19 protein-coding genes and 2 other RNA genes are annotated in these 23,787 nt (G+C 27.6%); 2 read left to right on the forward strand and 19 right to left on the reverse strand.

The annotated features are described in order from the left end of the window. Positions 1-23: 23 nt before the first annotated feature. The 6 genes from BN2087_RS06805 to BN2087_RS06825 all read right to left on the reverse strand — a co-directional run bounded on the left by BN2087_RS06805 (position 24) and on the right by BN2087_RS06825 (position 3,562). Positions 24-284 carry an HPr family phosphocarrier protein gene (locus BN2087_RS06805; protein WP_004838740.1) on the reverse strand — a complete coding sequence of 87 codons (261 nt, stop codon included), beginning with the start codon at positions 282-284 and terminating at the stop codon, positions 24-26. Between the two features lie 56 nt (positions 285-340). Further along, positions 341-1,348: a LacI family DNA-binding transcriptional regulator gene (locus BN2087_RS06810; RefSeq protein WP_049691076.1), complete on the reverse strand. Its 1,008-nt coding sequence runs from the start codon at positions 1,346-1,348 to the stop codon at positions 341-343. Between the two features lie 44 nt (positions 1,349-1,392). Then, complete coding sequence (locus BN2087_RS06815) at positions 1,393-1,836, reverse strand: hypothetical protein (RefSeq protein ID WP_049691077.1); 444 nt, start codon at positions 1,834-1,836, stop codon at positions 1,393-1,395. A gap of 10 nt (positions 1,837-1,846) precedes the next feature. Continuing rightward, positions 1,847-2,422 carry a YtxH domain-containing protein gene (locus BN2087_RS06820; RefSeq protein ID WP_049691078.1) on the reverse strand — a complete coding sequence of 192 codons (576 nt, stop codon included), beginning with the start codon at positions 2,420-2,422 and terminating at the stop codon, positions 1,847-1,849. A 77-nt stretch (positions 2,423-2,499) separates the two neighbouring features. Beyond that, a non-coding RNA gene (gene ssrS / locus BN2087_RS09135) (6S RNA) lies at positions 2,500-2,668 on the reverse strand. A gap of 48 nt (positions 2,669-2,716) precedes the next feature. Continuing rightward, positions 2,717-3,562 (reverse strand): RluA family pseudouridine synthase, encoded by an 846-nt coding sequence (locus BN2087_RS06825; RefSeq protein ID WP_049691079.1) that lies wholly within the window; start codon positions 3,560-3,562, stop codon positions 2,717-2,719. Between the two features lie 60 nt (positions 3,563-3,622). Between BN2087_RS06825 and BN2087_RS06830 the strand changes: the two genes are divergently transcribed. Beyond that, positions 3,623-4,408 (forward strand): NAD(+)/NADH kinase, encoded by a 786-nt coding sequence (locus tag BN2087_RS06830; protein ID WP_049691080.1) that lies wholly within the window; start codon positions 3,623-3,625, stop codon positions 4,406-4,408. 45 nt (positions 4,409-4,453) lie between these two features. On the opposite strand, the gene BN2087_RS06835 is transcribed toward BN2087_RS06830, so the two are convergent. The 9 genes from BN2087_RS06835 to BN2087_RS06875 form a co-directional block, all read right to left on the reverse strand. Then, positions 4,454-5,959: a peptidoglycan D,D-transpeptidase FtsI family protein gene (locus BN2087_RS06835; protein ID WP_049691081.1), complete on the reverse strand. Its 1,506-nt coding sequence runs from the start codon at positions 5,957-5,959 to the stop codon at positions 4,454-4,456. Continuing rightward, positions 5,940-7,217 carry an FtsW/RodA/SpoVE family cell cycle protein gene (locus BN2087_RS06840; protein WP_049691082.1) on the reverse strand — a complete coding sequence of 426 codons (1,278 nt, stop codon included), beginning with the start codon at positions 7,215-7,217 and terminating at the stop codon, positions 5,940-5,942. Before BN2087_RS06840 ends, BN2087_RS06835 begins: the two co-directional genes overlap by 20 nt. Next, positions 7,204-7,707: an FHA domain-containing protein gene (locus BN2087_RS06845; protein ID WP_049691083.1), complete on the reverse strand. Its 504-nt coding sequence runs from the start codon at positions 7,705-7,707 to the stop codon at positions 7,204-7,206. The genes BN2087_RS06840 and BN2087_RS06845 overlap by 14 nt, the downstream gene beginning before the upstream one ends. Before the next feature lie 144 nt (positions 7,708-7,851). Continuing rightward, entirely contained in the window at positions 7,852-9,543 is a 1,692-nt protein-coding gene (locus BN2087_RS06850) for a phospho-sugar mutase (protein ID WP_049691084.1), read from the reverse strand. Next, entirely contained in the window at positions 9,533-11,419 is a 1,887-nt protein-coding gene (gene pulA, locus BN2087_RS06855) for a type I pullulanase (RefSeq protein WP_049691085.1), read from the reverse strand. Before pulA ends, BN2087_RS06850 begins: the two co-directional genes overlap by 11 nt. Before the next feature lie 5 nt (positions 11,420-11,424). Then, entirely contained in the window at positions 11,425-13,671 is a 2,247-nt protein-coding gene (locus BN2087_RS06860) for a glycogen/starch/alpha-glucan phosphorylase (RefSeq protein ID WP_049691086.1), read from the reverse strand. 1 nt (position 13,672) lies between these two features. Further along, entirely contained in the window at positions 13,673-15,103 is a 1,431-nt protein-coding gene (glgA, locus tag BN2087_RS06865) for a glycogen synthase GlgA (RefSeq protein WP_049691087.1), read from the reverse strand. 10 nt (positions 15,104-15,113) lie between these two features. Then, positions 15,114-16,229 (reverse strand): glucose-1-phosphate adenylyltransferase subunit GlgD, encoded by a 1,116-nt coding sequence (gene glgD, locus BN2087_RS06870; RefSeq protein WP_049691088.1) that lies wholly within the window; start codon positions 16,227-16,229, stop codon positions 15,114-15,116. Between the two features lies 1 nt (position 16,230). Next, the gene (locus tag BN2087_RS06875; RefSeq protein WP_049691089.1) at positions 16,231-17,364 is read right to left on the reverse strand and encodes a glucose-1-phosphate adenylyltransferase; all 1,134 of its coding nucleotides are present in this window, start codon (positions 17,362-17,364) and stop codon (positions 16,231-16,233) included. 150 nt (positions 17,365-17,514) lie between these two features. On the opposite strand from BN2087_RS06875, the gene ssrA reads away from it, so the two are divergent. Then, positions 17,515-17,869, forward strand: a transfer-messenger RNA (tmRNA) gene (gene ssrA / locus BN2087_RS09140). Positions 17,870-18,051: 182 nt separating this feature from the next. Here ssrA and pepD read toward each other — a convergent pair. The 4 genes from pepD to BN2087_RS06895 form a co-directional block, all read right to left on the reverse strand. Continuing rightward, positions 18,052-19,452, reverse strand: a complete 1,401-nt coding sequence (gene pepD, locus BN2087_RS06880; protein ID WP_049691090.1) for a beta-Ala-His dipeptidase — start codon at positions 19,450-19,452, stop codon at positions 18,052-18,054. Then, entirely contained in the window at positions 19,452-20,663 is a 1,212-nt protein-coding gene (gene pepT / locus BN2087_RS06885; RefSeq protein ID WP_049691091.1) for a peptidase T, read from the reverse strand. Before pepT ends, pepD begins: the two co-directional genes overlap by 1 nt. 10 nt (positions 20,664-20,673) lie before the next feature. After that, a complete protein-coding gene (locus BN2087_RS06890) occupies positions 20,674-22,203 on the reverse strand; it encodes a YfcC family protein (protein WP_049691092.1) in 1,530 nt (509 codons plus the stop codon). A 264-nt stretch (positions 22,204-22,467) separates the two neighbouring features. Beyond that, the gene (locus tag BN2087_RS06895) at positions 22,468-23,751 is read right to left on the reverse strand and encodes a bifunctional folylpolyglutamate synthase/dihydrofolate synthase (protein ID WP_049691093.1); all 1,284 of its coding nucleotides are present in this window, start codon (positions 23,749-23,751) and stop codon (positions 22,468-22,470) included. Positions 23,752-23,787: the final 36 nt, after the last annotated feature.

Genomic DNA, 23,787 nt, shown 5'->3' on the forward strand with positions numbered 1-23,787 from the left:
ACAAAAAAGTACCCCTTAATTAATTATTCTGATAAGTTATCTATAAAATCAGTTAATTTATCTGCAAATGCTTCTTCATCTTCACCTTCAACTATTATACCAATTTCAGTACCTTTTGAAATTCCAAGACTCATAACATTAAATATGCTCTTTGCGTTAGCTTCTTTTCCATCTTTAACTAATTTTACATCACCTGGGTAATTTTTTACAAATTGAACCAATGATGCTGCTGGTCTTGCGTGAAGACCTGTTTCGTTAGTTACAACAATTTTTCTTTCTGCCATAATTGCCTCCTAAATTATTATATTATTATTTTAACATTTAAATAAGTTACATTCAACTAATGCTTTTTTGTGCTATCTCTTTCAATTAATTGTGCATCTAATACCCAATCATTTTCAAGTATATCTTCTTCGCCTCTTATTCTTTTGATCAAAGCTCTTATTCCAATTGCTCCTATATCATAATTTGGTATAGAAACAGTAGTCAATTTTGGTCTATATACTCTGGATATTTCAAAATTACCAAAGCCTACGACTGAATAATCTTCAGGAATTTTTATATTATTATCTAAACAATATGATATAAATCCAACTGCTGTTTGATCATTATAAAAGCTTATAGCACTTACATTTTCACTTTTAGCTTGAGATATAACCTCTTCTCCTATATTATACCCATCATCACTAGTTTTTCCATCAGCTTCTATAATCATAGATTTTAAATTATTTTCATTAATAAATTTTTGATATCCAGCAATTTTTACATCTGTTAAATAATTATGTTCTTTTAAAGTTACGTAAGCAATATTTTCATGTCCTTGTTCAAATAAATGCTTAACTAATTCATATTCTTCTTTTTCATAATCGATTTTAACAGTATTTATTTTTTTGAAATCATGCAATTTGTCTAATAATAAAAATGGTATTTTATTATCTCTTAATTTTACCAAAATTTCTGCAGATATATCTTCACTTATTACTACAATTCCTTCAACTTGTTTTGTTGACAAAAAGTCTATAGCATTTTCTAGAGCATTATCATCTCCATAAGTACTTGAAAGAATTATATCGTATTTGTATAAATGACCGATTTCTTCAACACCTCTTATTAGTTGAGCCATATATTCTATTCCTATATCCTCAACTATTACTCCTATTAGGTTTGATTTTTTCATTACCAAACTTCTTGCTAATTCATTTGGTTTGAAATCTAGTTTATTTATTGCATCTAGTACTTTTTTTCTAGCTTCAGGACTAACAGGCTTTGAATCGTTCATTACTCTTGATACAGTTGAAATTGAAACGCCTGCAAGTTTTGCTACATCTTTTATTGTCGGTTGTGCCATATAATCTCCTTATTAAACAATAATAAAGGCCATCTTCCGATGGCCTATCTACCTGATATTACGCTTTTAACTATGTCAAAAACATCCATAATTAATGATGCATAATCATTTATTGAAGCAATTCCTTCTCCAAATGTATCAGTTGTATCAACTACGCTTTCTCCAAAATAATTTACTGTATCTTTTACATCTACAGTTATATCACTTACATTAGAAATAGCTAGATTTGCGTTGGATATAGCCATCTTTAAATTAGGATCGGAAACTAATCCGTTTACATTTTCTACTAAAATATTTGCTTGATCAACTAAATTTGGTAATTTTGTTATTATATCATCTAAATTGTCTTGATTTTTATCTACTATTTTTTGAATAGATTGAACTAAGCCTGAAGCTTTTTTCAAAAATAGAGCAAGAAATATAATAGCGATTATGCCTACTACAACTAAGATAATATCTCCTATTAATCTTAAATTTAATGTAACCATTATCTACCCCTTACTTATTTTTTCTATCTTCAGCTCTTTTTACTTCTCCAGCCTTCTTTTTAGTATCTTCAGCTACTTCTTTTACTTCATCTTTTCCTTCTTTAACATCTTCAGCTGCTTCTTTTGCTCCATCTTTTGCAGCATCTTTAACGTCTTTAGCATCATCTTTTAGTTTTTCAACTTCTTTTTTTACATCTTTTGCGTTGTCTTTTAAATTTTCTTTAGTTTTATCAACAGTTTTTTTAACAACTTCTTTTCCTTCTTCAAAACCTTCTTCTATTGGTTGAAGTTGAGTGTAAGCTCTATCTTTAAAATCTACATAAGAATCTCTAGCATTTTCAACAAAATCATTAGTTGTATCTTTTACTTGGTTTACTGTATTTTCAACTGAGTTTTTTATATCTTTTCTTAAATTTTTACCAGATTTTGGAGCAAGTAACAATCCAGCGGCTACTCCTGCTAAAGCACCAACTAAAGCTCCTTGAGCTCTCATTCTGCTATCATGATTTTTCACTTTCCAAATTTCGTATTTAATTTCTCTTTGTTTTCTTTGCGCTTTACTTTCAATATAATCTGCTATACTCATTTTAAACTCTCCTTATTATTGTAATATTTATTCTTAATAAATTATACCCATGTATCGGATAAAATAACAAAAAAATAAAAAAATCCAAGGTGGCCCTTATATTTAATACCTTCGCGTAAGTGAAGGTGGGCTTGCTGTTTGAAATCTCTGACTTCCACTCAAAGGAGGCTTGCCATCAAAGTCAAAACTCCGCAATCCCTTATAAATGTTGTAGGTTTAAATTTGGACCTTGCTCCTTGGAATATCTTTATTATATAACATGAAAAGCATAATTGCAAATTTCTAAAGACTAAGTTAGTTCTTAGAATTTAAGTATTTATCGAAACTAGGTCTTGAAAAAATCGTTATTTTTTTACCATCTCTAAATCTTTTAAATTCGACTTTAAAGGCATGAAGCAAAAACCTATTCATATCATAATTTGACCCATAAAGTTTATCACCTAAAATAGGATGATTTAAATTTGATGAAGATAATCTTATCTGATGAGTTTTTCCTGTAAAAATTTTACAATAAACTAAAGTAAAATTATCGTAGGTTTTTAAAGTTTTAAAATAAGTTTTTGATTTTTTACCCTCATTTGAAACTTTCATTTTTTTATTTTTATCATCATATTTAATATTTAGTAAAATATTTTCATCTATTTTTAAATCCCCTTCAACAAGTGCTAAATATTCTTTATCAAATTCCTTATTTTCTATTAGTTCTTGATAATAAGCTTGAGCAAAGGGATTTTTTGCTATTAGCATAATTCCTGACGTATTCATGTCAAGCCTATTTATAAGTCTTACTTGAGATTTTATATTATTATTTTTAAAATAATTTGCTATATAATTGGATAAATTTTCTTGTCCCTTTGAATTCACAGTTAAATTCGCATCTTTTTCTACAGCTAATATATCCTCATCTTCATATAAAATTTTTATTTCTTTATCGATTGGCACATAATTTAGATTTTCATCTTCTATAATAATTTTTAAAATGTCATTTACACTTAAATCTATATTATTTCTAATCTTTTTATCATTTAATAAAACAGAATCTTTTATAATTTTTCTATAGGCTCTATTCGAAATGTGTTTGCTTAATAAAAATTTTTTTAGCTTTACATTTTTATCTACTTTAAATTCTATACTTCTCATCTTTCCCTCAAATTATGTTTTTATGTTATAATAATTATATCTTAAGAAAGGTAAGTGACAATGAATAAAACAATTAATATTTTTAAAAATAAATCTAGGTATAGTAAAAATATTTATAATAAAACCAAGGCAATACTTAAAGATTTTGGCTATGAAGTTTCTCTAAACTACAATCCAAACGCTTGCTTAAATCTTGTTATTGGTGGAGATGGAACTTTTTTAAATGCTGTAAAATTATCAAAATTTTCCTCAATACCCTTTATAGGAATAAATACTGGACACTTAGGATTTTATCAAGAAGTAAGTCCTGATAATATTGAAGATTTTGTAAAAAAATTCTCAGAAGGGCAATATTTCATAGAAAATCTTCCTATTCTTGAATCAAATGTTGGAAAAAATCAAATTAACGCTGTTAATGAAGTTGTTGTAAAAAGTAATAGAAATCAAATAGTAAGGCTTAGACTATTTATAGATGGAAATTTTATTGAAAATTTTTCTGGTGATGGTCTTATCATATCAACACCTCACGGATCAACAGCCTATAACTTATCATCAAACGGTGCAATTTTACACCAATCCTTAGAAGGGTTTCAACTTACTCCTATAGCTCCTGTTTTCTCAAGCTTAAATAGGTCATTAAAAGCTCCTATAATCCTTCCTAAAAACGCAGAAATAGAAATAAATGTAAGCAAAAGAGATAATTATCACACGGTATTTTTATTTGACGGAAATGAATATAGGTCAAATAACTTTAAAATTACTACAAAAATTGCAAACAAAGAATTAAAAAAATTAATTTTAAATAAAAATCATTATTGGTCAAATATTAAAAATAAACTTTTATAAATTAAAAAACGGTTATTAGTTTTAAATCTAATAACCGTTTTATTTTTAGTTTAAATTGACATTATTTATAATACTATTTATCATTTCTCCACCGATTGGAACTGTTATTTCACCAGCAACTTCATCTGAGTCCTCAATTACAATTGCAAAGGCAAGTTTTGGATCGTAAGCTGGAGCAAAACCAACAAACCAAACATCAACTCCTCCACCTTTTTTATCTACAGTTCCAGATTTTCCAGCAATTTGAATTGATTGCAAATAAGCTTTATTTGCCGTTCCATAATTTACAACGTCAACCATGTAATCTCTTATTGTATTTGCAATATCCGAACTTGTTACGTCTGAAAGAACTTCGCTTTTACTTTCTTTTACAACTTTCCCGTCTTTGTTAACAACATTTTTCACAAGCTTTGGCTGCATCATTTTTCCATCATTCGCAATGGTTGAAGCAATCATAGCCATGTGAAGAGGAGTTACTCTAGTTTTTCCATAACCAAATCCAGTCATAGCCATATCTACTTGATTTAATTCATCAAAAGGAATTTTTGCATTTAATTTCTCAAGGTCAAATTTGTAATTTTTATTAAACATATATTTTTCAGCAACTTCTTTATATGGTTTTTTTCCAATTTCATTTACTTTTGCTGCAAAATAAGTATTAAGGGAATTAATCAAGGCTGTTCTCAAATTCACATTACCATATGAATAATCACCATAATTTTTTATTTCATAATTTTGAATTTTTACAGTTCCAGTATCATTGAAATTTGTATTAATTCCACTTCTTAAAATCACATCCGAGCTTACTATTTTCATAGTAGAAGCAGGTCTATAGGCTCCTTGACTTGACCTATTTAATAAAGGTGCATCATTATTTTGAATTAAAGTATTCCAATCTTGATCAAGAGTGTTTGGATCATATGATGGTTTTGAAACCATGGCCAAAACTTCACCATTTCTTGGATCCATTACAACAATCGAACCAATATGATCACCCAAACTATTGTATGCAATTTCTTGGATTGTTTGGTCAATTGTTAAATTCAAGTTATTTCCAACACCGGTTTTTTCTACCATATCCCTGATTTTTGACGTTGGCTGATCAGATATATTTAATAATTCATTATTATAGGTTTTTTCTAATCCACTTTTTCCATATTTAACTGAGTTATAACCTGTAAAGGCTGAATTAATTATTCCGTTATTATAAACTCTAATCCTATTTCCATTTTCATCTTTATCATTATAAACTAAGACCTTGCCATTCCTATCATAAATATTTCCTCTTTTTATTTCATTTTCATTAGCCCAATTTCTCTTATTATGATTATTTTCTGCAAGAGTTTGAGCCCTAAATAATTGAAAATATACTAAATATAAAACTATAAGCAAAAACATTACAATAAAAAGCATCATAACATAAATTAATCTCTTGTTCATGGTCGATTTTTTTAAAATATGTTTTTCATCCTCTTCATTTAGCCTTTGTTTTCTTTCCATATCTAAAATTTTTTGGATAAATGGTTTTTCTTTATCTTTCTTTTTTTTCATCTTCTTCACCATTTTCTATTTTTTGACCACAATATTGAAGGCAGGCTAGTAATATAAAACCTGAAACCATTGAAGATCCACCAGCCGAAATAAATGGAAGTGTAACTCCTGTTAATGGTATAAGTTTTAAAACTCCTCCCAAAATAATTAGGGTTTGTAGAGCAAATAATCCTCCTATGCCAAAAGCAAGGATTGAAAAAAATTTCTCTTCTTGTTGAAGGGCAATTTTTATTGCTCTATAAACTAAAATTAAAAATAATAAAACTACCGCAATTCCCATAAAAATTCCATATTCTTCACAAATTGCAGGGAAAATAAAATCACTTTCTGCAACTGGAATAAAATCAGGTCTTCCAAGTCCAATCCCTGTCCCAAATAATCCGCCACTTGCTAAAGCAAATAAGGATTGAGTTATTTGGTAACCTCTGTCATTTATAACAGACCAAGGATCAAGCCAGGTTTCTACTCTTACTCTAATGTGAGAGAATAGGAAATATGCAAGAATAGATCCTAAAACTATAAAAATTAAATTTAATAGAATTAATTTTCTATCTCTTTCATATACAAATTGTGTAAGTATCATTGTTCCAAAAAATATTAAAGCAGTTCCCAATTCTTTTTGAATAAAAAACATCATTATAAAAGCATATATTCCAAGGCTTAAATAATATTTTCCAAAAGCTTTTTTTCTAAATTTATTATAATGGGCATAAAAACATGCAACAAAAAATATAAAAGGAACTTTTATAAATTCTGAAGGCTGTAAGGTAAATGGTCCTATAACTATCCAATTTTTTGCTCCACCAGATGCAAATCCAAATACCAAAGTCGCCAAAAATAATACTATAGAAATTACAAAGTAAAAAATAATATGCTCATCCCAATTTTTATATTTTTGTAAGATAAAGTAGGTCAAAAAATATACCATTATTCCAACAAGATAAAATAAAAGTTGTTTTTTACCCAAAGCTGGGTCAAGCCTATAAATTATAGCTACACCTATAGAAAACAACATGTTTACAATTAATAGCAAGATGCTATCACTTCTGGTTAGTTTATTTGCTATAATTGTAGAAATCATTGTTGTTACAAGTATTGTAATATAAGCGTAAAAATCTCCACTTTGTAGATTATCTGCATTAAAAATCATCGACAAACTTAAAGTCAAAAATTCAAATAAAAATAAAAGAAACAAAGCGTTATTTTTATATTTTTTTTGGTTGATGATATTTATATTTTCATTTTTAATCATCTTCATCACCGTTTATAAATAAAAATTTTAATTCTCCAAATTTTATTATGTCTTTATTTTTTAATTCAATAGCTTCATTAATTCTTTCATCATTTAAGTAAGTTCCATTTGAAGAATTTAAATCTTCCAAGAAATATATTCCTTGGTCTAAAATAATTCTTGCATGAAAACTTGATAAAAATTTATCTTTTATACAAATAGTATTTTTATCATCTCTTCCTATTGTGTTATTTTCTCCAATATAGTAGTATTCTTGAATTTTAAACTTATTTTCTTGATTTTGGTTTATGAATTGTAAATATGTATCAGATATTTGTTCTTTTTTGATTGCATATCTAACATCATAATAAATTATTCTAATAATTGAATAGATAAAGTATAAAACTATAACAACAAAAACATATTTTAAAATTGTTGATAATAATTGATATAGCGTCATATTTCCAAATACTTGAATTGAAAATACTTTATCTATAAAGTTAAAAAATTGATCCATAATACCTCCTTATCTCTTATTTACCTATTTTATCAAAAATTTCCCATTCTTGAAAATATCCCTATTAAAAATATCTAATATAAAAACTCTGCTTAAAGCTAAAAAATACCTAGAAGATTTAATTTGTCTTCTAGGTAAAAATTATTAATCAATTTGACCAATTATATTATTTACTTCTGCTTTAATATTATCTCTTTTTTGATCAGAATCTTTTTTGTTCTTATCAATTGCATTTAAATATAATTTTATTTTTGGTTCTGTTCCTGATGGTCTTAAAACAAACCAAGAATCATCTTCCAAATAGTATTTTAAAACATTAGATTTTGAAAGACCTGTATCATCATTTAAATAATCAACAATTTTTTTAACTTTTAGTCCACAAACTTCTCTAATTGGATTGGTTCTAATAGTTTCCATAATTCTTTTAATTTTTTGAGCCCCGTCAAGTCCTTCAAGAACAATTGATTGAACTTCATTAGAATAAAATCCAAATTTTTGATAAATATCTTCTAAAACATCTAATAATGATTTTCCTTTATTTTTATAATAAGCAGTCATTTCGCTAATAAGCATAGCTGAGTTTACAGCATCCTTATCTCTTACAAAATCCTTATAATTATATCCTATGCTTTCTTCAAATCCAAAAATAAACTCGCCCTTACCAGCTCTTTCGAATCCATTTGCAACTTCATAGATATTTTTAAAGCCAGTTAAAACTTCATAAACTTCTATTCCAAAACTATTTGCAATTGGTTTAACTAAATCTGTTGAAACTATCGTTTTAACAACTGCTCCATCTTCTGGTAATTCATTATTTTCTTTTAGAGCTGTTAAAATATAATTTGTAAGGAGAGAACCTATTTGATTTCCTGTTAAAAATTGATATTTACCATTTTTATCCAAAACTTCCACAGCACACCTGTCAGAATCTGGATCTGTTGCAAGCAATAATTCTGCATTTTTTTCTTCTCCTAATTTTTCAGATAGTTTAAATGCTTTTGGATCTTCTGGATTTGGATAACCAACTGTTGTGAAATCAGGATCTGGATTTTCTTGCTCTTTTACTATATAAATATTTTCAAATCCTCTTTCATCAAGAATTCTTCTAACTAATTTATTTCCACAACCATTTAGTGGTGTATAAACAATTTTTACTTTTTTGTCTACATCATCATTAATTGTGCATGCCAAAACTTCTTTTACATAATCATCTATCAAAGAATCATCAACCCAAGAAATTAATCCTTCATCAACAGCCTTATCAAAATCAATTCTTTTTATTTTAGAATAATCTTCATATTCTTTCATATAATTTTGAATTTTAACTGCAATATCTTCAAGAATTTGACTTCCATCTGAACCATATGCTTTGTAGCCATTATATTCTCTTGGGTTGTGGCTTGCTGTAACCATTACCCCACCAATTGTTTTCAATTTTCTAATAGCATATGAGCAAACTGGTGTTGGTTGAATTTCTTTAAAAATATTTACTTTAATTCCATTTGCAGCAAAAACCTCAGAAGTTATTTTTGAAAATTCATCAGATTTATGTCTAACATCATAACAAATTACAACCCCTCTTTTTTTTGCATCTTCTCCCATATCAGAAATTGTATCAGCAAATGCTTGAGTTGCTTTGGCAACTGTGTATTGGTTCATTCTATTAGTACCAGCTCCAAGCTTACCTCTTAGACCTGCTGTACCAAAAGCTAATTCTTGGTAAAACCTATCTTCAATTTCATTTTCATCATTATCGATTTTTTTTAATTCATCTTTAGTTTCTTGATCAAAAAATTCATTGTTTAACCAAGTTTCATAAACTTTTTTATAATCCATAATTTTCTCCTCTTATATAAACATTTACAGAATGTTTACTGAAATTGTTTATTTCAAAAACATTTATTCTCTTATTAATTTTACCCCTTTTATCAAATATTTTAACGAGAGAAATTTCTTCTCCAAAAATTTTTTTCCTTTTAAAGTCGTCAACTGCTACATCGTCATTTAAGCCATTAAAAATTACATATATTTTCTTATTTTTGAAACGAATATTGTAAGCAATGAGGTTATCCTCTAAATCTTCTACAAAAGTCAGAGCTTTTCTGATATCATCTTTTTTTACAAGATTAAAAACCTCTAATTTTTTTCTAAGACAAATTAAATCTTTAACAAAAGTAAAAGTTTCAAAATTATCAATTTTATCTTGCCAATCAATTCCATTTATAGATAAAGGCAAATTGTATGAATTGCTGTTATTATTTTTTGAATTATTAAATTCCGTTCCTTCATAGATAAAAGGCTTTCCAAATGATAAAAATAAAATTGCAAAACCTAATCTTGATATATATTCCAAATCATCATGGTCTGTTAATGAAATTTTTAATTTATCTAAATAAATTAAATTATCATGACAGGCAATGTAATTAATAACTTCGCTTGCATCATCTGCAAATCCATTTCTTTTTTCATCAAAATCTATACTACCACTTATACCGATTTCTACTTGTTTTTTAAAAGTGAAATTTCCTTGAATAAAACCTTTTGCGTAGCCGTCGTTATCTCCTTTTATAGCATTTCTAAAACTATCATTAAAAACTGCAAATCCATTCGATCTTTGACTTCCTGTTAAAATTTGTTTTTCCCTTGGTAAAACAGATTCTCCACCCATCCAAGGCTCACCATAAATTATAAGATATGGTTTAATTTTTCTAAGCTCTTTGATGGCAATTTTTATTGTATCAATATCAATTAAAGCCATCAAATCGAACCTAAACCCGTCTATATCATATTCCAAAACCCAGTGTTTTAATGAATCAATTATTAATTTTCTAGCAAAAGGATTTTCACTTTTAAATTCATTTCCTACACCAGAACCATTTGAAAAACTTCCATCAGTATTTTTCCTGTGATAATAAGATGGCGCTAAAATTTCTAAATTTGAATCTATAGTTTTAAAAGTATGGTTATAAACAACATCCATAACCACATTCATACCATTTTCATGGATTTTATTTACCATTTTTTTAAATTCAAAAATTCTATTTTTGGGATTATAGGGGTTTGTTGCGAAAGATCCTTCAACATTAAAATATAATTCTGGATCATAGCCCCAATTGTAATTGTCTTCATCAAAAAATTTCTCATTTTCTTCGAAAATTGAAACAAAATCATAAACTGGTAATAGTTGAATATGTGTAACTCCCAATTCTTTTAGGTGTGATAAACCTGTTTTTTTCCCATCAAGTTCACTATCATCTTCAGCAAGTCCCAGAAATTTTCCCCTATACTTTACATTTGAATTTTTATTAGCCGTAAAATCTTTAACATTTAATTCATAAATTATTGCTTCATTTTCAATAATTTTTGGCGAAAACTTTTTGAAGTTTTTTGGATTTGTTATCTCAAAATCAACTACAGCTGACATTAGACTATTAATTGAAGATGCTTTAGAATATGGATCTGTCACTTCAAATTTATCTTCAACTAGATAGGAATAAAAAAATCCATCTAAATTTTTTTCAATTTTGCAGTAAAAAATATTAAATTCTTTTTTGACCATAGAAAATTTTTCTTTTCTAACTTTTCTATAATCATCAGTGATTAATAAGTCAATTTTTTCTCTTTCTGGAGCAAAAACCCTAAATTCTGTATAATTTTTTGTGTAAGTCGTTCCTAATTTTATGTCCTTTATATCATCGTATGTGTATGTCATATTTCCTATTTTAATTTTTCTAAATTTTCGTCAAGATTAAATTCATTAGCCCAAAGTATATTATCAATCTCCTTATCAATCCATTTTTCCTTGTCCAAATAATCAGTGGAAATTTTAAATCTAATGTCTAGTAAAGAATCATGATCTTTAAAAATAAAAAATGAATCATTAAAAGAAATTAAATAATCATAAATATTTTTGAAATTATAAGGCAAATTAGAATAATCTTCATTAATCAAATTATCAATCGTTCTTTTGAGTAAATGGTTTTTATAGTAAAATTCACGGGCATCGTAAGTATTCTCATTTCTATTTTTTTCAATTTCTTCATAAGTTTTTCCAAAAGTATAAATTTCATTTTTTTTATCAATATTTGAAATTATTCCACCCTTACTTGAAAGAACATTTGCCATATTAAAAATTGAATTTAGCATATGAAAACTTTGATTATCATATATAGGTAGGCTTAAATTACTATATACATCGCATGCAGGATAAATTTTTCTTAATTTTTCCACATTAGCATCTTCTATAAAAATTATCTTTAATTTCTCTTTAATTAGCTTGTCCTTGTCAATCATATGTTTTAGGGCAAGGATAAATTTTATAATTTCTTTTGCCATAAAATACCCATCATTGGCCTTGCCTGAAAAAATATAAGTTGTAGGAGAAATAAAAATATTTGCATTATCTTTTAAATTGTAATAAGTGCTAGCTATAGATATAGCATTTAAGAGTTGTCTTTTTGCCTCATGAAACATTGCAAGCTGCATGTCAAAAATAGAATAAGGATTTATCCTATCAAATTGATCTAAATTGAAATGTTTTATCAAATTAAGTTTATTTTTAAATTTAATATCTTCAACTTCATCATAAAAATTCTTACAATTTTTTAAATTTCCAATTTTTCTTAGGCTTTCTTTATTGGTAATATTTATTCCATATTTTTCCAAGCTTTTTTTCAACAATATATTGTTTGAATCAGCATACAAATGTCTGTCGACTCCAAAATTTAAAAAAGAAAAATTCGCACCATTTTCCATGTAATTATCAACAAAAGTTTTTGATAGGTAATAATAATCATGAACAAAACAATAAATAAGCCTATCATATCTCAATTGACCATTTTCAATTATCGATAAATTTAAATTTTCTTTTACAAAATCATCTAATTTTAAAATAATATCATAAAAAGACTTATCGATTGATTTTATCATTGAAATATCATAAGATTCTTTTGAATCTGGAGTTATCAAAAATCCTATATGAACAAAAATTTTTTTACTTATTTCAACACATTCTTTAATTTCAAGCTTATAACCCTGATTTAAAGTTCTTATAAATTCAATTATTGCAAGGCTTGGGTGGATATCTGCTAGAATTATTTTGATTTTATTTTTTATATTTTTTAAATCGTGATTTTTTTTAAAATATCTTCTGAAAATATCTTGAATTGTTGAAACAGAGTAAAAATATTCTTGTTTTAATCTAAAAAGCTTACCTTCATAAGTGGAATTATCTAAGTATAAAAATTGGGTTAAAGAATTGTTATTAATATAATCATCATAAGCACTTTTAAAATCGCCAATAGATAAATTCATGTAATCTACCTTATTAATCGATTCTGCCTTCCATAATCTAAGTGTATTTACAAACTTATTTTCATTATTAAAAATTGGCATATCATAAGCTACTGCCTTTGTTTTTTTTCCTTCAATATTTAATAAATAAGAAAAAGCTTTTTTATGCTCCCATTTACTCCCAATAGAAAGCCATTCGTTAGGATTTACAAATTGTCTTCCATCCCTAATGACTTGTTTCATTCCACCACTTTCATATCTTAGGGCGTAAGCTATGGATTTAATTTTATTTTTACTTAACTCTTTCATCAAATACCATGAGCCAATTCCAATGTCACTATTTCCAAGACTTGCCTCTTTTTCATAATTTAGCAAATCTTCCATAGAAATATCCAAGATTTTTAAACAATCGTCTACTTCTTTTTTATATCCTAAAGATTCAACTATATTTTCAATAAATTTTCTTGGACTATATTCAAAAGATAATAAATAAACTTCTTTATTTTCTAAAGATTTTTTTGATTTGGACCAATTTTTTCCTATATCTTGCATCAAGGCTTTCACAAGTCCATCATAAATTTCACCAAGCCTTGCATCTTCTATCTCTTTAGCATAAAAAGAATACAAAAAACTTTGTATTCTTTTTAAGATAAAATTATTATTTTTATTCATTTTATGCCTTTATATCTTCATATAATTTAATATATTTTTTAGAAGATTCTTCCCAGTCATTTTTTTCTTTCATAGCATTTTTAACAAGCTTATCAAAGGCTTTTTTGTTATTATTATATAAATCTATGGCATTTTTACTAGCAAAAAGTAATTCATGGGCATTTATATTTTCAAAAGAAAATCCTGTACCCTCACCAGTATATTTGTTGTAAGCTTTTACTGTATCTTTTAATCCGCCAGCTTCCCTTACTATAGGCAAAGATCCATATCTCATAGCAATCAATTGGCTAATTCCACAAGGCTCAGAAATAGATGGCATCATAAATAAATCACTTGCAGCATATAACTTGTGACTTTCTTTTCCATCATAATAAATTCTTGCAGCTACCTTGTCAGGATATTTCCACTCAAAATATTTAAACATTTCTTCGTAAGTGTAATCTCCAGTTCCAAGAACAACCAATTGAATATCTTCTTGTAATAGTTCATCTAAAATATATCTTACAAGGTCAAATCCCTTCATAGAAGTTAGTCTTGAACAAATAGCTATCATCGGAACATCTTTATTAACTGGTAAACCATATTCTTTTTGAAGATTAGTTTTGTTTTGAATTTTATTTTTTATAGATTTTAAATCGTAATTTTTGTAAATATTTTTGTCAGTTTTTGGATTCCAAACTTCATAATCAATTCCATTTACAATTCCAGAAAGTTTCTTTTCATATTCTCTAACAATTCCATCAAGGCCTTCTCCATAAAATGGATATTTAATTTCTTGAGCATAATTTTCACTGACTGTATTAAAAGCAGTTGAGTGAACAATTCCACCTTTCATGAAATTTATCGCATCAAAATATTTAAGATCATGTTCATTAAAATAATATCCATCAAGACCAGTTAAAGTTAGATATCCTGAATCAAAAACTCCTTGATATTTTAGGTTATGAATTGTAAACAAAGTCCTTATATCATCAAAAAAATGATCACCTTTTCTAAAATCATTTACATAAATATTTACCAAAGCAGTATGCCAGTCATTAGAATGAATTATGTCTGGCTTAAAATCTATTTCTTTTCCAAGAAGAGTTGCAGCTTTTGAGAAAAATATAAATCTTTCAGCATCATCGTCATAACCATAAGCATTTGGTCTATCAAAATATTCTAGATTATCTATAAAATAAAATGTAACATTGTCCCATTTCAAACTATAAATTCCGGCATATTGGTGCTTCCAATCAAGGTCTACATAAAATTCTTTAATTTTTTTCATCTTTTTTTTATAGATTTGATCAATACTTGTATACAAAGGCATAACTACTCTTATATCAATACCTTTTTTTACAAGTTCCTTTGGAAGAGAACCAGCAACATCAGCAAGCCCTCCAGTTTTTAAAAAGGGATCTGCTTCACTTGTTAAAAATAATACTTTCATTTAAATCTCCTTAATTTATATGCTCTCCCTTATCAGTCAAGTAAGGATGAGTTCTATTTCCAAACAATCTTACATCTTCATGAACCTTCGTGTCTTTATCAGTAATTACATGGTTTAGAATAGCTCCTTCATCAATTTCAGAATTTTGGAAGATAATAGAATTTTTAATTACTGCGCCTTTTTTAACTGTTACACCCCTAAAAATTATAGAATTTTCAATTTCACCTTCAATCAAAGCTCCATTTGCAACTAAAGAATTTCTAACCTTTGATCCTTTTAGATATTCTGTTGAAGGTTCGTCTTTGCTTTTTGTATAAACCATTCCTTGTTCGTAGAAAATTTCATTAAAATAATCCCTATCCAAAAGATTAAAACTTGCTTCAAAATAGGTTAAGGTATCCATAATAACATTTAATTTTTCTTTTGACCTGTACATACCCATTGTTTTTTTCTTAGGATATTTAAATAAGGCATCTAAAATATTAGTTGCATTATTTTTTTCAATTGAATATCTTAATAAGTCCATAAAAATGTCTTTTTTAATTAAAATTGATCCAGTAAATAAATTAATCTCATCTTCAAGACCAAGGTTAATTCCAAGACTTACAGGATTTTCATTTTCATCAGTATTAATAATTCTTCTATTTAAATAATAACCATAATCATCTTTAACTTTTTGAGTAAAAATCAAGGCATCAAGACCTTGCTCCTGCATTTGCTCATAAGCATCTGAAATATTTACCTTAGAAATATACATAGGATTGGTTATATAAACATATTCGCGTTTATTTTGCATGAAATGTTTCATGGTATTATAATAAGTTTCTATTTCATTTGCAAGTTTTGACCTGTTATAAACTGGTGGATTTATCATCAAACCACCGCTTCTTCTATTTAATTCCCAATTTCTACCATCACCAACATGATCAAGAGTTGATCTTAATGGTTCGCCACCATATAAAATTACACTTGAAATATTGTGATTTGTTATATTTGATAAGGTAAAATCTATAATCCTATACCTACAACCAAAAGGTAGCATATAATCAGGCCTATATTTACAAAGGGTATCGTAATTTTTCTCGTCAAATTCTGAACTATAAATTAAAGCAAGTATATTTTGCATACTAATCCTCCTCTATTCCATCTTTACTTACAAGGTAAACTGTTGTAGAATTTTTATCTCCAATATCTTCATTTATTTCCATGTTTTCAGTAATTACACAATTATATACTTTTACTCCCTCTTTTATAGTAACTCCAGATAATATTACGCAATTATTTACACAAGCATTCTCTTCAATTTTAACATTTGAAAACAATACAGAATTATTTACCTCTCCATCAATGATACAGCCCTCATTTATTAATGCATCATTCAAAACTCCATTTCTTCCAACTCTGTGAGGAGGTAGATTTAAAGCAGTTGTGTATATTTTCCAAGAATCATCTTGAATATTAAGTGGGTTTTCCGGATCAATCAAATCGAGATTTGCTTGCCAATAAGATTTAACTGTACCAACGTCTTTCCAATATCCATCAAATTTATAGACAAATAAATCCCTATTATTATTTAGTAAATAAGGAATTATATCATGACCAAAGTCATTTGTAGATTCAGGATTTTTGTGATCTTCAATTAAAGCTTCTCTTAAAACTTTCCAATTGAAAATATAAATTCCCATGGAAGCAAGATTTGATTTAGGATTTTCAGGTTTTTCTTCAAACTCTACAATTCTTCCCTCATCATCTGTATTCATAATTCCAAACCTTGAAGCTTCATCCCAATCTACTTCCATAACAGCAATTGTTGCATCAGCACCTTTTTCTATATGCTCTTCAAGAAGTTTCGTGTAATCCATTTTATATATATGATCGCCTGAAAGAATTAAAACATATTCTGGATCAATACTATCAAGATAATTAATATTTACAAAAATTGCTCCAGCAGTTCCTTCGAACCATTTTCCACCTTCTTCAGTATAATATGGAGTTAAAATTCTAAGACCGCCAAAATTTCTATCATAGTCCCATGCAGCACCAATTCCCAAGTGCTTATTAAGTAATTGTGGTTTGTATTGTGTAAGTACACCAATGTCTCTAATTTCTGAATTTGTTGCATTAGAAAGAGCGAAATCAATAATTTTATATTTTCCACCAAATGGAACAACAGGTTTTGCCATTTCCTTTGTTAAAGCTTTCAATCTAGATCCTTGACCGCCGGCAAGAAGCATTGCTGCAATTTTATTATTATTTCTCATGAGTCCTCCTATCTATTTTAGATTTTTTTAATCTGATAGACTTACTATAATAATACCCAAAAAACAAAAATTTAATTTAATTAAAATATTTTTCAAACTCTATTATTTTGACATAAAATTAAAACTTAGTATAATATTAATATTATCTATGGGGATGTTTTGGTTTCGACGTGCTTGTCAAGATTTAAGCTGCAAGTCGTTTATCAATTCGTAAAATTGAAAATTAAATATAAAAGCAAACAATAATAGCGAAAGACAATTCGCATTAGCTGCCTAATTTAGGCAAGCAACAAATAACGATTAAGCCACAGTAATTGTTATTTGTTTCATAATTTATGTGGCAACTGATGCACAAAGCTTTGAGTGTATTTAGTATTATGAAGCTAGTCTAGTAAGTTATTTGTAAGTAGATAAGTGCTAGATGAAAATTAAATACTTACTAAACTTGTAGATGCTTTTATTAAAACTTGTGCGGACACGGGTTCAAATCCCGTCATCTCCACCATATACGTTATAAGCCTTGATTTTTCAAGGTTTTATTTTTTTCTGGAAACATTTTAGTACTAAAAAAATAAAAAATGATTTTCATAATTTTATTTTATAATAAAAAAGGACACTTAAACATTTTTTCAGTTTTAAGTGTCCTTTTTAAATATTCTTATATTTTAAAAATAATTTTAATATATTCTATTTTATTTCTTTTAGTAATTCTTTTAGATAATCATATACTCTTTGTACTGATTCTATCTCAACTTTTTCTTCTGGTGAATGGGCTCCACTTATATTTGGTCCTATTGATATTATGTCCAAATTTGGATATTTTTCGTAAAATGCACCGCATTCTAATCCAGCATGAATTACTATTGTATCGAATTCTTTTCCTTCAAATTCTTTGTAAACTTTTTGAGCTAGTGGTCTTAATTTTGAATCTTCTTTGTATTCCCAACCAGGATAAATAGAATCTATTGTGTAATTTATGTTTAAATCTTCTAATGTTTTCTTTATCCTATCTGATAATTCATCTAGAACGTGATTTTCTGATGATCTTAAGGAAATTTCACTTTTTACAAATCCGTCTTCTTCTTTTATTAAGGCTAAGTTATCTGAAGATTCTACAGTTACTCCATCTTTCATCATTGTATTTGTTCCACAAGCTACATTTGCTATCATTTTAATTATTTTTTCTGATAATTCTTTTGAATAGCTTTTTCCACTTGCTTCACTTATTTCAATTTTTAATTCACCTTTTACATCTTTAAATTCATCTAAGGCTTTTTTCTTAGCTTCTTCTAATTCTTCGATTTTTGCTCCGTAAACTTTTACGCTTCCTGATGATGGAATAATATTATCAAGGCTTCCACTTGAAAATTCTCCAATTGTTATATCAGAATTTAAATTTTCCAAAATATGTGCGAAAACTTTTATAGCATTTCCTCTATTATCGTTGATATCCATTCCTGAATGACCACCAAGTAGACCTGAAACTTTTATTTCATATCCATCTTTATCTTCTTCTTTTCCGATTTTCTCAGAAATAAAAAATGTAATTCCTCCAGCTGATCCAACTGTTAGGACTCCTTCTTCTTCTGAGTCAATGTTTATTAAATATTCGCCTTCAAGTACGTCATCAGCTAAATTCAAAGCTCCTGCCATTGAAGTTTCTTCTTCTGTTGTTACCAATAATTCGATTTGTGGTCCAACATAATCTTCATCTTCAAGTAAGCTTAATCCCATAGCTACAGCTATTCCGTTATCAGCTCCAAGTGTTGTTTTATCTGCTGTTAAATATTTTCCATCAAGTATAGGTTTTATTGGATCTTTTAAGAAATCATGGTCTGAGTCGTCAGTTTTTGATGCAACCATGTCCATGTGACCTTGTAAAATTACCTTTGGTGCGTTTTCATAGCCTTTTGATGCTTTTCTTTTTAAGATTACATTTAAATTTTCATCTTTATAAGTTTCAAGATTTAGCTCTTTTCCAGTTTTTATTAAGAAGTCTGAAACCTCTTTTTCATGAAAACTTGGTCTAGGGATATCCATTAATTTTTTAAAGTAATAAAATACTCTTTGTGGTTGTAATTTTTCCATTATTTCCCCTCCTCTACATTTAATTGTACAATATTTTTCAAAACTTCAAAAGATTTTTCCATTATATCAACTGAAAGAAGTTCATATCTACCATGAAAATTATATCCTCCTGTAAAAAGATTTGGTGTTGGAAGTCCCTTATAAGAAAGGCTTGCTCCATCAGTACCACCTCTAATAGGTTTTACAATTGGATCCATACCAGCTTTTTTGATTGATTCTTTGGCAAGGTCAACAATTTCCATACATGGTTTAATTTTTTCTTTCATATTATAATAAGAATCTTTAATTTCCAATTCAATTCTTTGTCCGTATTTTTCATTTAGAAAATCTACTATATTTTGAAGATTTTTTTTCTTTTCATTAAAAGAATCTGTGAAAAAATCTCTAATTAAATATACTATATCAACTTCTGCAGATGTTCCATTTATTTCATCTAACATGAAAAAGCCTTCATATCCTTCTGAATATTCTGGTCTTTCATTTACTGGAAGCATAGAATTTAATTCTTGTCCAAGTAAAAGTGCATTGATTAAGACATTTTTTGCAGAACCTGGGTGAACAGATTTTCCTTCGATATGGATTTTTGCTGTTGCTGCATTGAAATTTTCATATTCTAATTCAGCAACAGGTCCACCGTCAATTGTATAGGCAAAGTCAGCTCCAAATTTTTCTACATCAAATAGATCTGCTCCTCTTCCAATTTCTTCATCTGGTGTAAAGCCTATTTTTATATCTCCAAATTTCAAATCTCTGTTTTCTATAAAGAATTTCGCAACTTCCATAATAATTGCAATTCCCGCCTTATCATCAGCACCAAGCAAAGTTGTTCCATCAGTTGTAACTAATTTATGGCCGATTAATTCTTTTAAAAATGGATATTCATCTTCTCTTAATTTATATTTATCATTTAAAATTATATCTCCACCCTCATATGATTCAATTATTTGTGGATTTACATTTTTTCCAGTTATTTCAAGAGCAGTGTCCATGTGAGAAATAAAACCTATTGTAGGAACATTTTTAACTGTTCCTTCTATAGAAGCATAAACATATCCGTTTTCATCTACATGAGCATTTTCTATTCCAAGATTTTTTAAATCTTCAACTATAACTTTTGCAAGTTCAATTTGTCCAGGTGTTGATGGACAAGCTTCGTTTTTATCATCACTTTGGGTATCGTATTTTACGTATTTTAAAAATTTATCTAACATTTCTCTCCCCTTATATTACAGTTTGAATACCTAACATAACTATAGCTAGAACTAATAATATTCCCATCAATGGCAATATAAATTTTACCCATTTATTATATGAAACATCTACCATCTCCAAGGTTGCCAAAATCAAACCAGTTGGTGCAATTATTGCCATCCAACCTTGACCGAAATTGTATGCTGAAACTACAACATCTCTTCCAAGAGAAACTGTATCTGCAAGTGGAGCTATAATTGGCATTGATAAGGTTGCAAGTCCTGATGATGATGGGATAAATATTCCAAGAAACGAAAATAGAATCATTTGTACTGATGAGAATAATACTCCATTAATTCCTTTAATAATGTTTGATGCATTATATAACATTGTATCAGAAATCATTCCATCGTCTAGTATTATATTTATTCCTCTTGCAACTCCAATAATTAAAGCAACTGAAACCAAGTCAGCAGCTCCATCTAAAAATGAACCAACGGCTTCTTGCTCTGGTAAGCCGGATAAAATTATAAGTAATATTCCTACAACCAAAAACAAGGTGGACATTTCTTCAAACCACCACTCAAGATTCATTACTCCATAAATCATAATTGGAAATGCAAACATAAATACCACAAGCATGGCTATTCTTCTAAAATTAAATGGTGCTACATTTTCAGGATCATATCCTTTTAAATATTGGTCTTTAATTCTTGGCATGTCTTCTGCCACTATAGATTTAGATGGATCTTCCTTTACTTTTTTTGAATATCTATAGATATACCAAAGTGTAATAGCTTGAGCTAAAATTAAACTTATTATCCTTATTCCCATACCTTCTTTAAAAGAAATTCCAGCAGCATTTGATGCAACAACTACTGAAAAAGCATTTGTTGTAGAAAACATTGTACCAATGGAAGAACCCATATAAATTGCAGCTATTGTAACAATAGCATCAAAACCAGAAGCTAAAAATATTGGCAACAAAATTGGATAAAAGGCTATAGTTTCTTCAGCCATACCAAATGTTGTTCCTCCAAGAGCAACGATACTAGATAAAATTGCTACCATCAAAAATTCTTTTCCCTTAGTAAGTTTAGATAAAGCAGCAATTCCTGCATCGAAAGTTCCTGTTTTATTTAAAATTCCTATACAACCACCAAGAATTAATACAAAAACAATAATTCCAATAGAATCTGCCACACCATCAATTGGTGCCCTAGCAACTTTCAAAAATCCTTGAGGATGTTGATCAAGTTTATGGTAAGAACCAGGAATAGCTACAGGCTTTTTGATATCTTCATTTACAAAACTTTTTAGTGGAACAGTAATTTTAAATTTGTCTAAAGTTTCTTGTTTTGCAGGAAGCTTTTCTTCTTCACCTTCAATTCCAGTTTTAAGGAATACATTTTCTTCCTTATTATATTCTAACCTATCGTATGATCCAGCTGGAACTATATAAGTTAAAATTGCAGCTAATACCAATACAATAAATAAAACAGTAAAAGCTGAAGGAAATTTAACTTTCTTTTTCTTTTTTTTATTAAATATATTATTCATATACTACCTCCAAAAATAAGGATACATTTTTTCGCTAAGATTGTCAATATTTTAGTAAATTAGTATATGTACGCTAAAAGTTTGCTCTAGTTTAGCAAGTAAATTTTATGTGTGATATTTTATCACTTTATATTATCTAATCTAAATTTTTATTAATATTCTTAAATAAAAATAATAAAAAAGGCTAAAATATTAGCATTTTATTTTTATACAAAATAAAAATACCAAATTATCATTTCTAAATTTGGTATTTATAAATTAATTTCAATTTTTATAATAATTTTCTAATTTTAAAATTTCACCAACAAGATACAAAGATCCACACCATAAAACTAAATCATTAGAACCTGCCTTTGATTTAGTGTATTCATATGCTTTTTTTATATCTTTAAAGCCTTTAACGTTTGAAAATTTTTCTTTTACTATTTTTTCAAGTTCATCAATCTCAAAAGTCCTAGGATTATCTACACTTGTTATAACAATTTCATATGAAAGGTCTGATAATTTTTCAATAATGTACTCATAATCCTTATCTTTTAAAACAGAAAATCCTACAATAAGTTTATCATAATGAAAATTTTTCAAAGAATTTATTAGGGCATCAATTGATTCTTTGTTGTGACTTCCATCAATCAAAACTTTTGGATTTTTAGAAATTATTTGGAAACGCCCTGGGTTTTTACTTTCAAATATGCCTTTTCTTATATCTTCTATACTAAGATTAAATTCATCCTTAAAATAATCCAATAAATTTATAGCATTACATGCATTATAAATTTGAACTTTTCCAATTAAAGAAGTCTTTATATTTTTATAGGATCTAAAATCAAATTCATTGAAAATTTCATTTTCATTTTTTATCCTAATTTCATCAAATTTAAAATCAAATATTTTTGCATTTTTTTCACTAGCTTCTTTTGTAATAACATCTAAAGCTGATTTTTCTTGAGGATAAATAAATACAGGAACATCCTCTTTTATTATCCCTGCCTTATTTTGAGCTATCTCTTCAATTGTATTTCCCAAAATATTTGTATGATCCATTGAAATTGTTGTAATCAGACACGCTATAGGTTTTTTTACAATATTTGTAGAATCCAACCTTCCTCCAAGTCCAGTTTCAACTACACATACATCGACTTTTTTATCATAAAAATACTTATACATCAATGCTGTCATAACTTCAAAATAAGTATTTTTTAAATTAATTTCATCAAGCTTTTCACAAATTGGCTTAATCATTTCTATATAAGAGAAAAAATCTTCATCACTTATAGGATATCCATTAATTTTAACTTCTTCATTAATTTCAACCATATAAGGAGAAGTAAAAAGTCCACACTTAACTTTTTGAGCCAAAGTACTTGCAATAAAATTTGCAGTAGACCCCTTGCCATTTGTCCCTGCAATATGAATAACCTTCATTTTATCTTGAGGATCTCCAAGTTCATCTAACAAAGCTTTTATAGCCGATAAATCCCTTCTTTTACCAGCAGAATTTCCTCTATCATATATCCAATCCAAATAATAATCTTTATCTTTAATCATCTTTACCTCTTTCTTAACACAAATATTATATAATAT

The sequence above is a fragment of the Anaerococcus jeddahensis genome (assembly GCF_001182725.1).
GTDB lineage: Bacteria > Bacillota > Clostridia > Tissierellales > Peptoniphilaceae > Anaerococcus > Anaerococcus jeddahensis.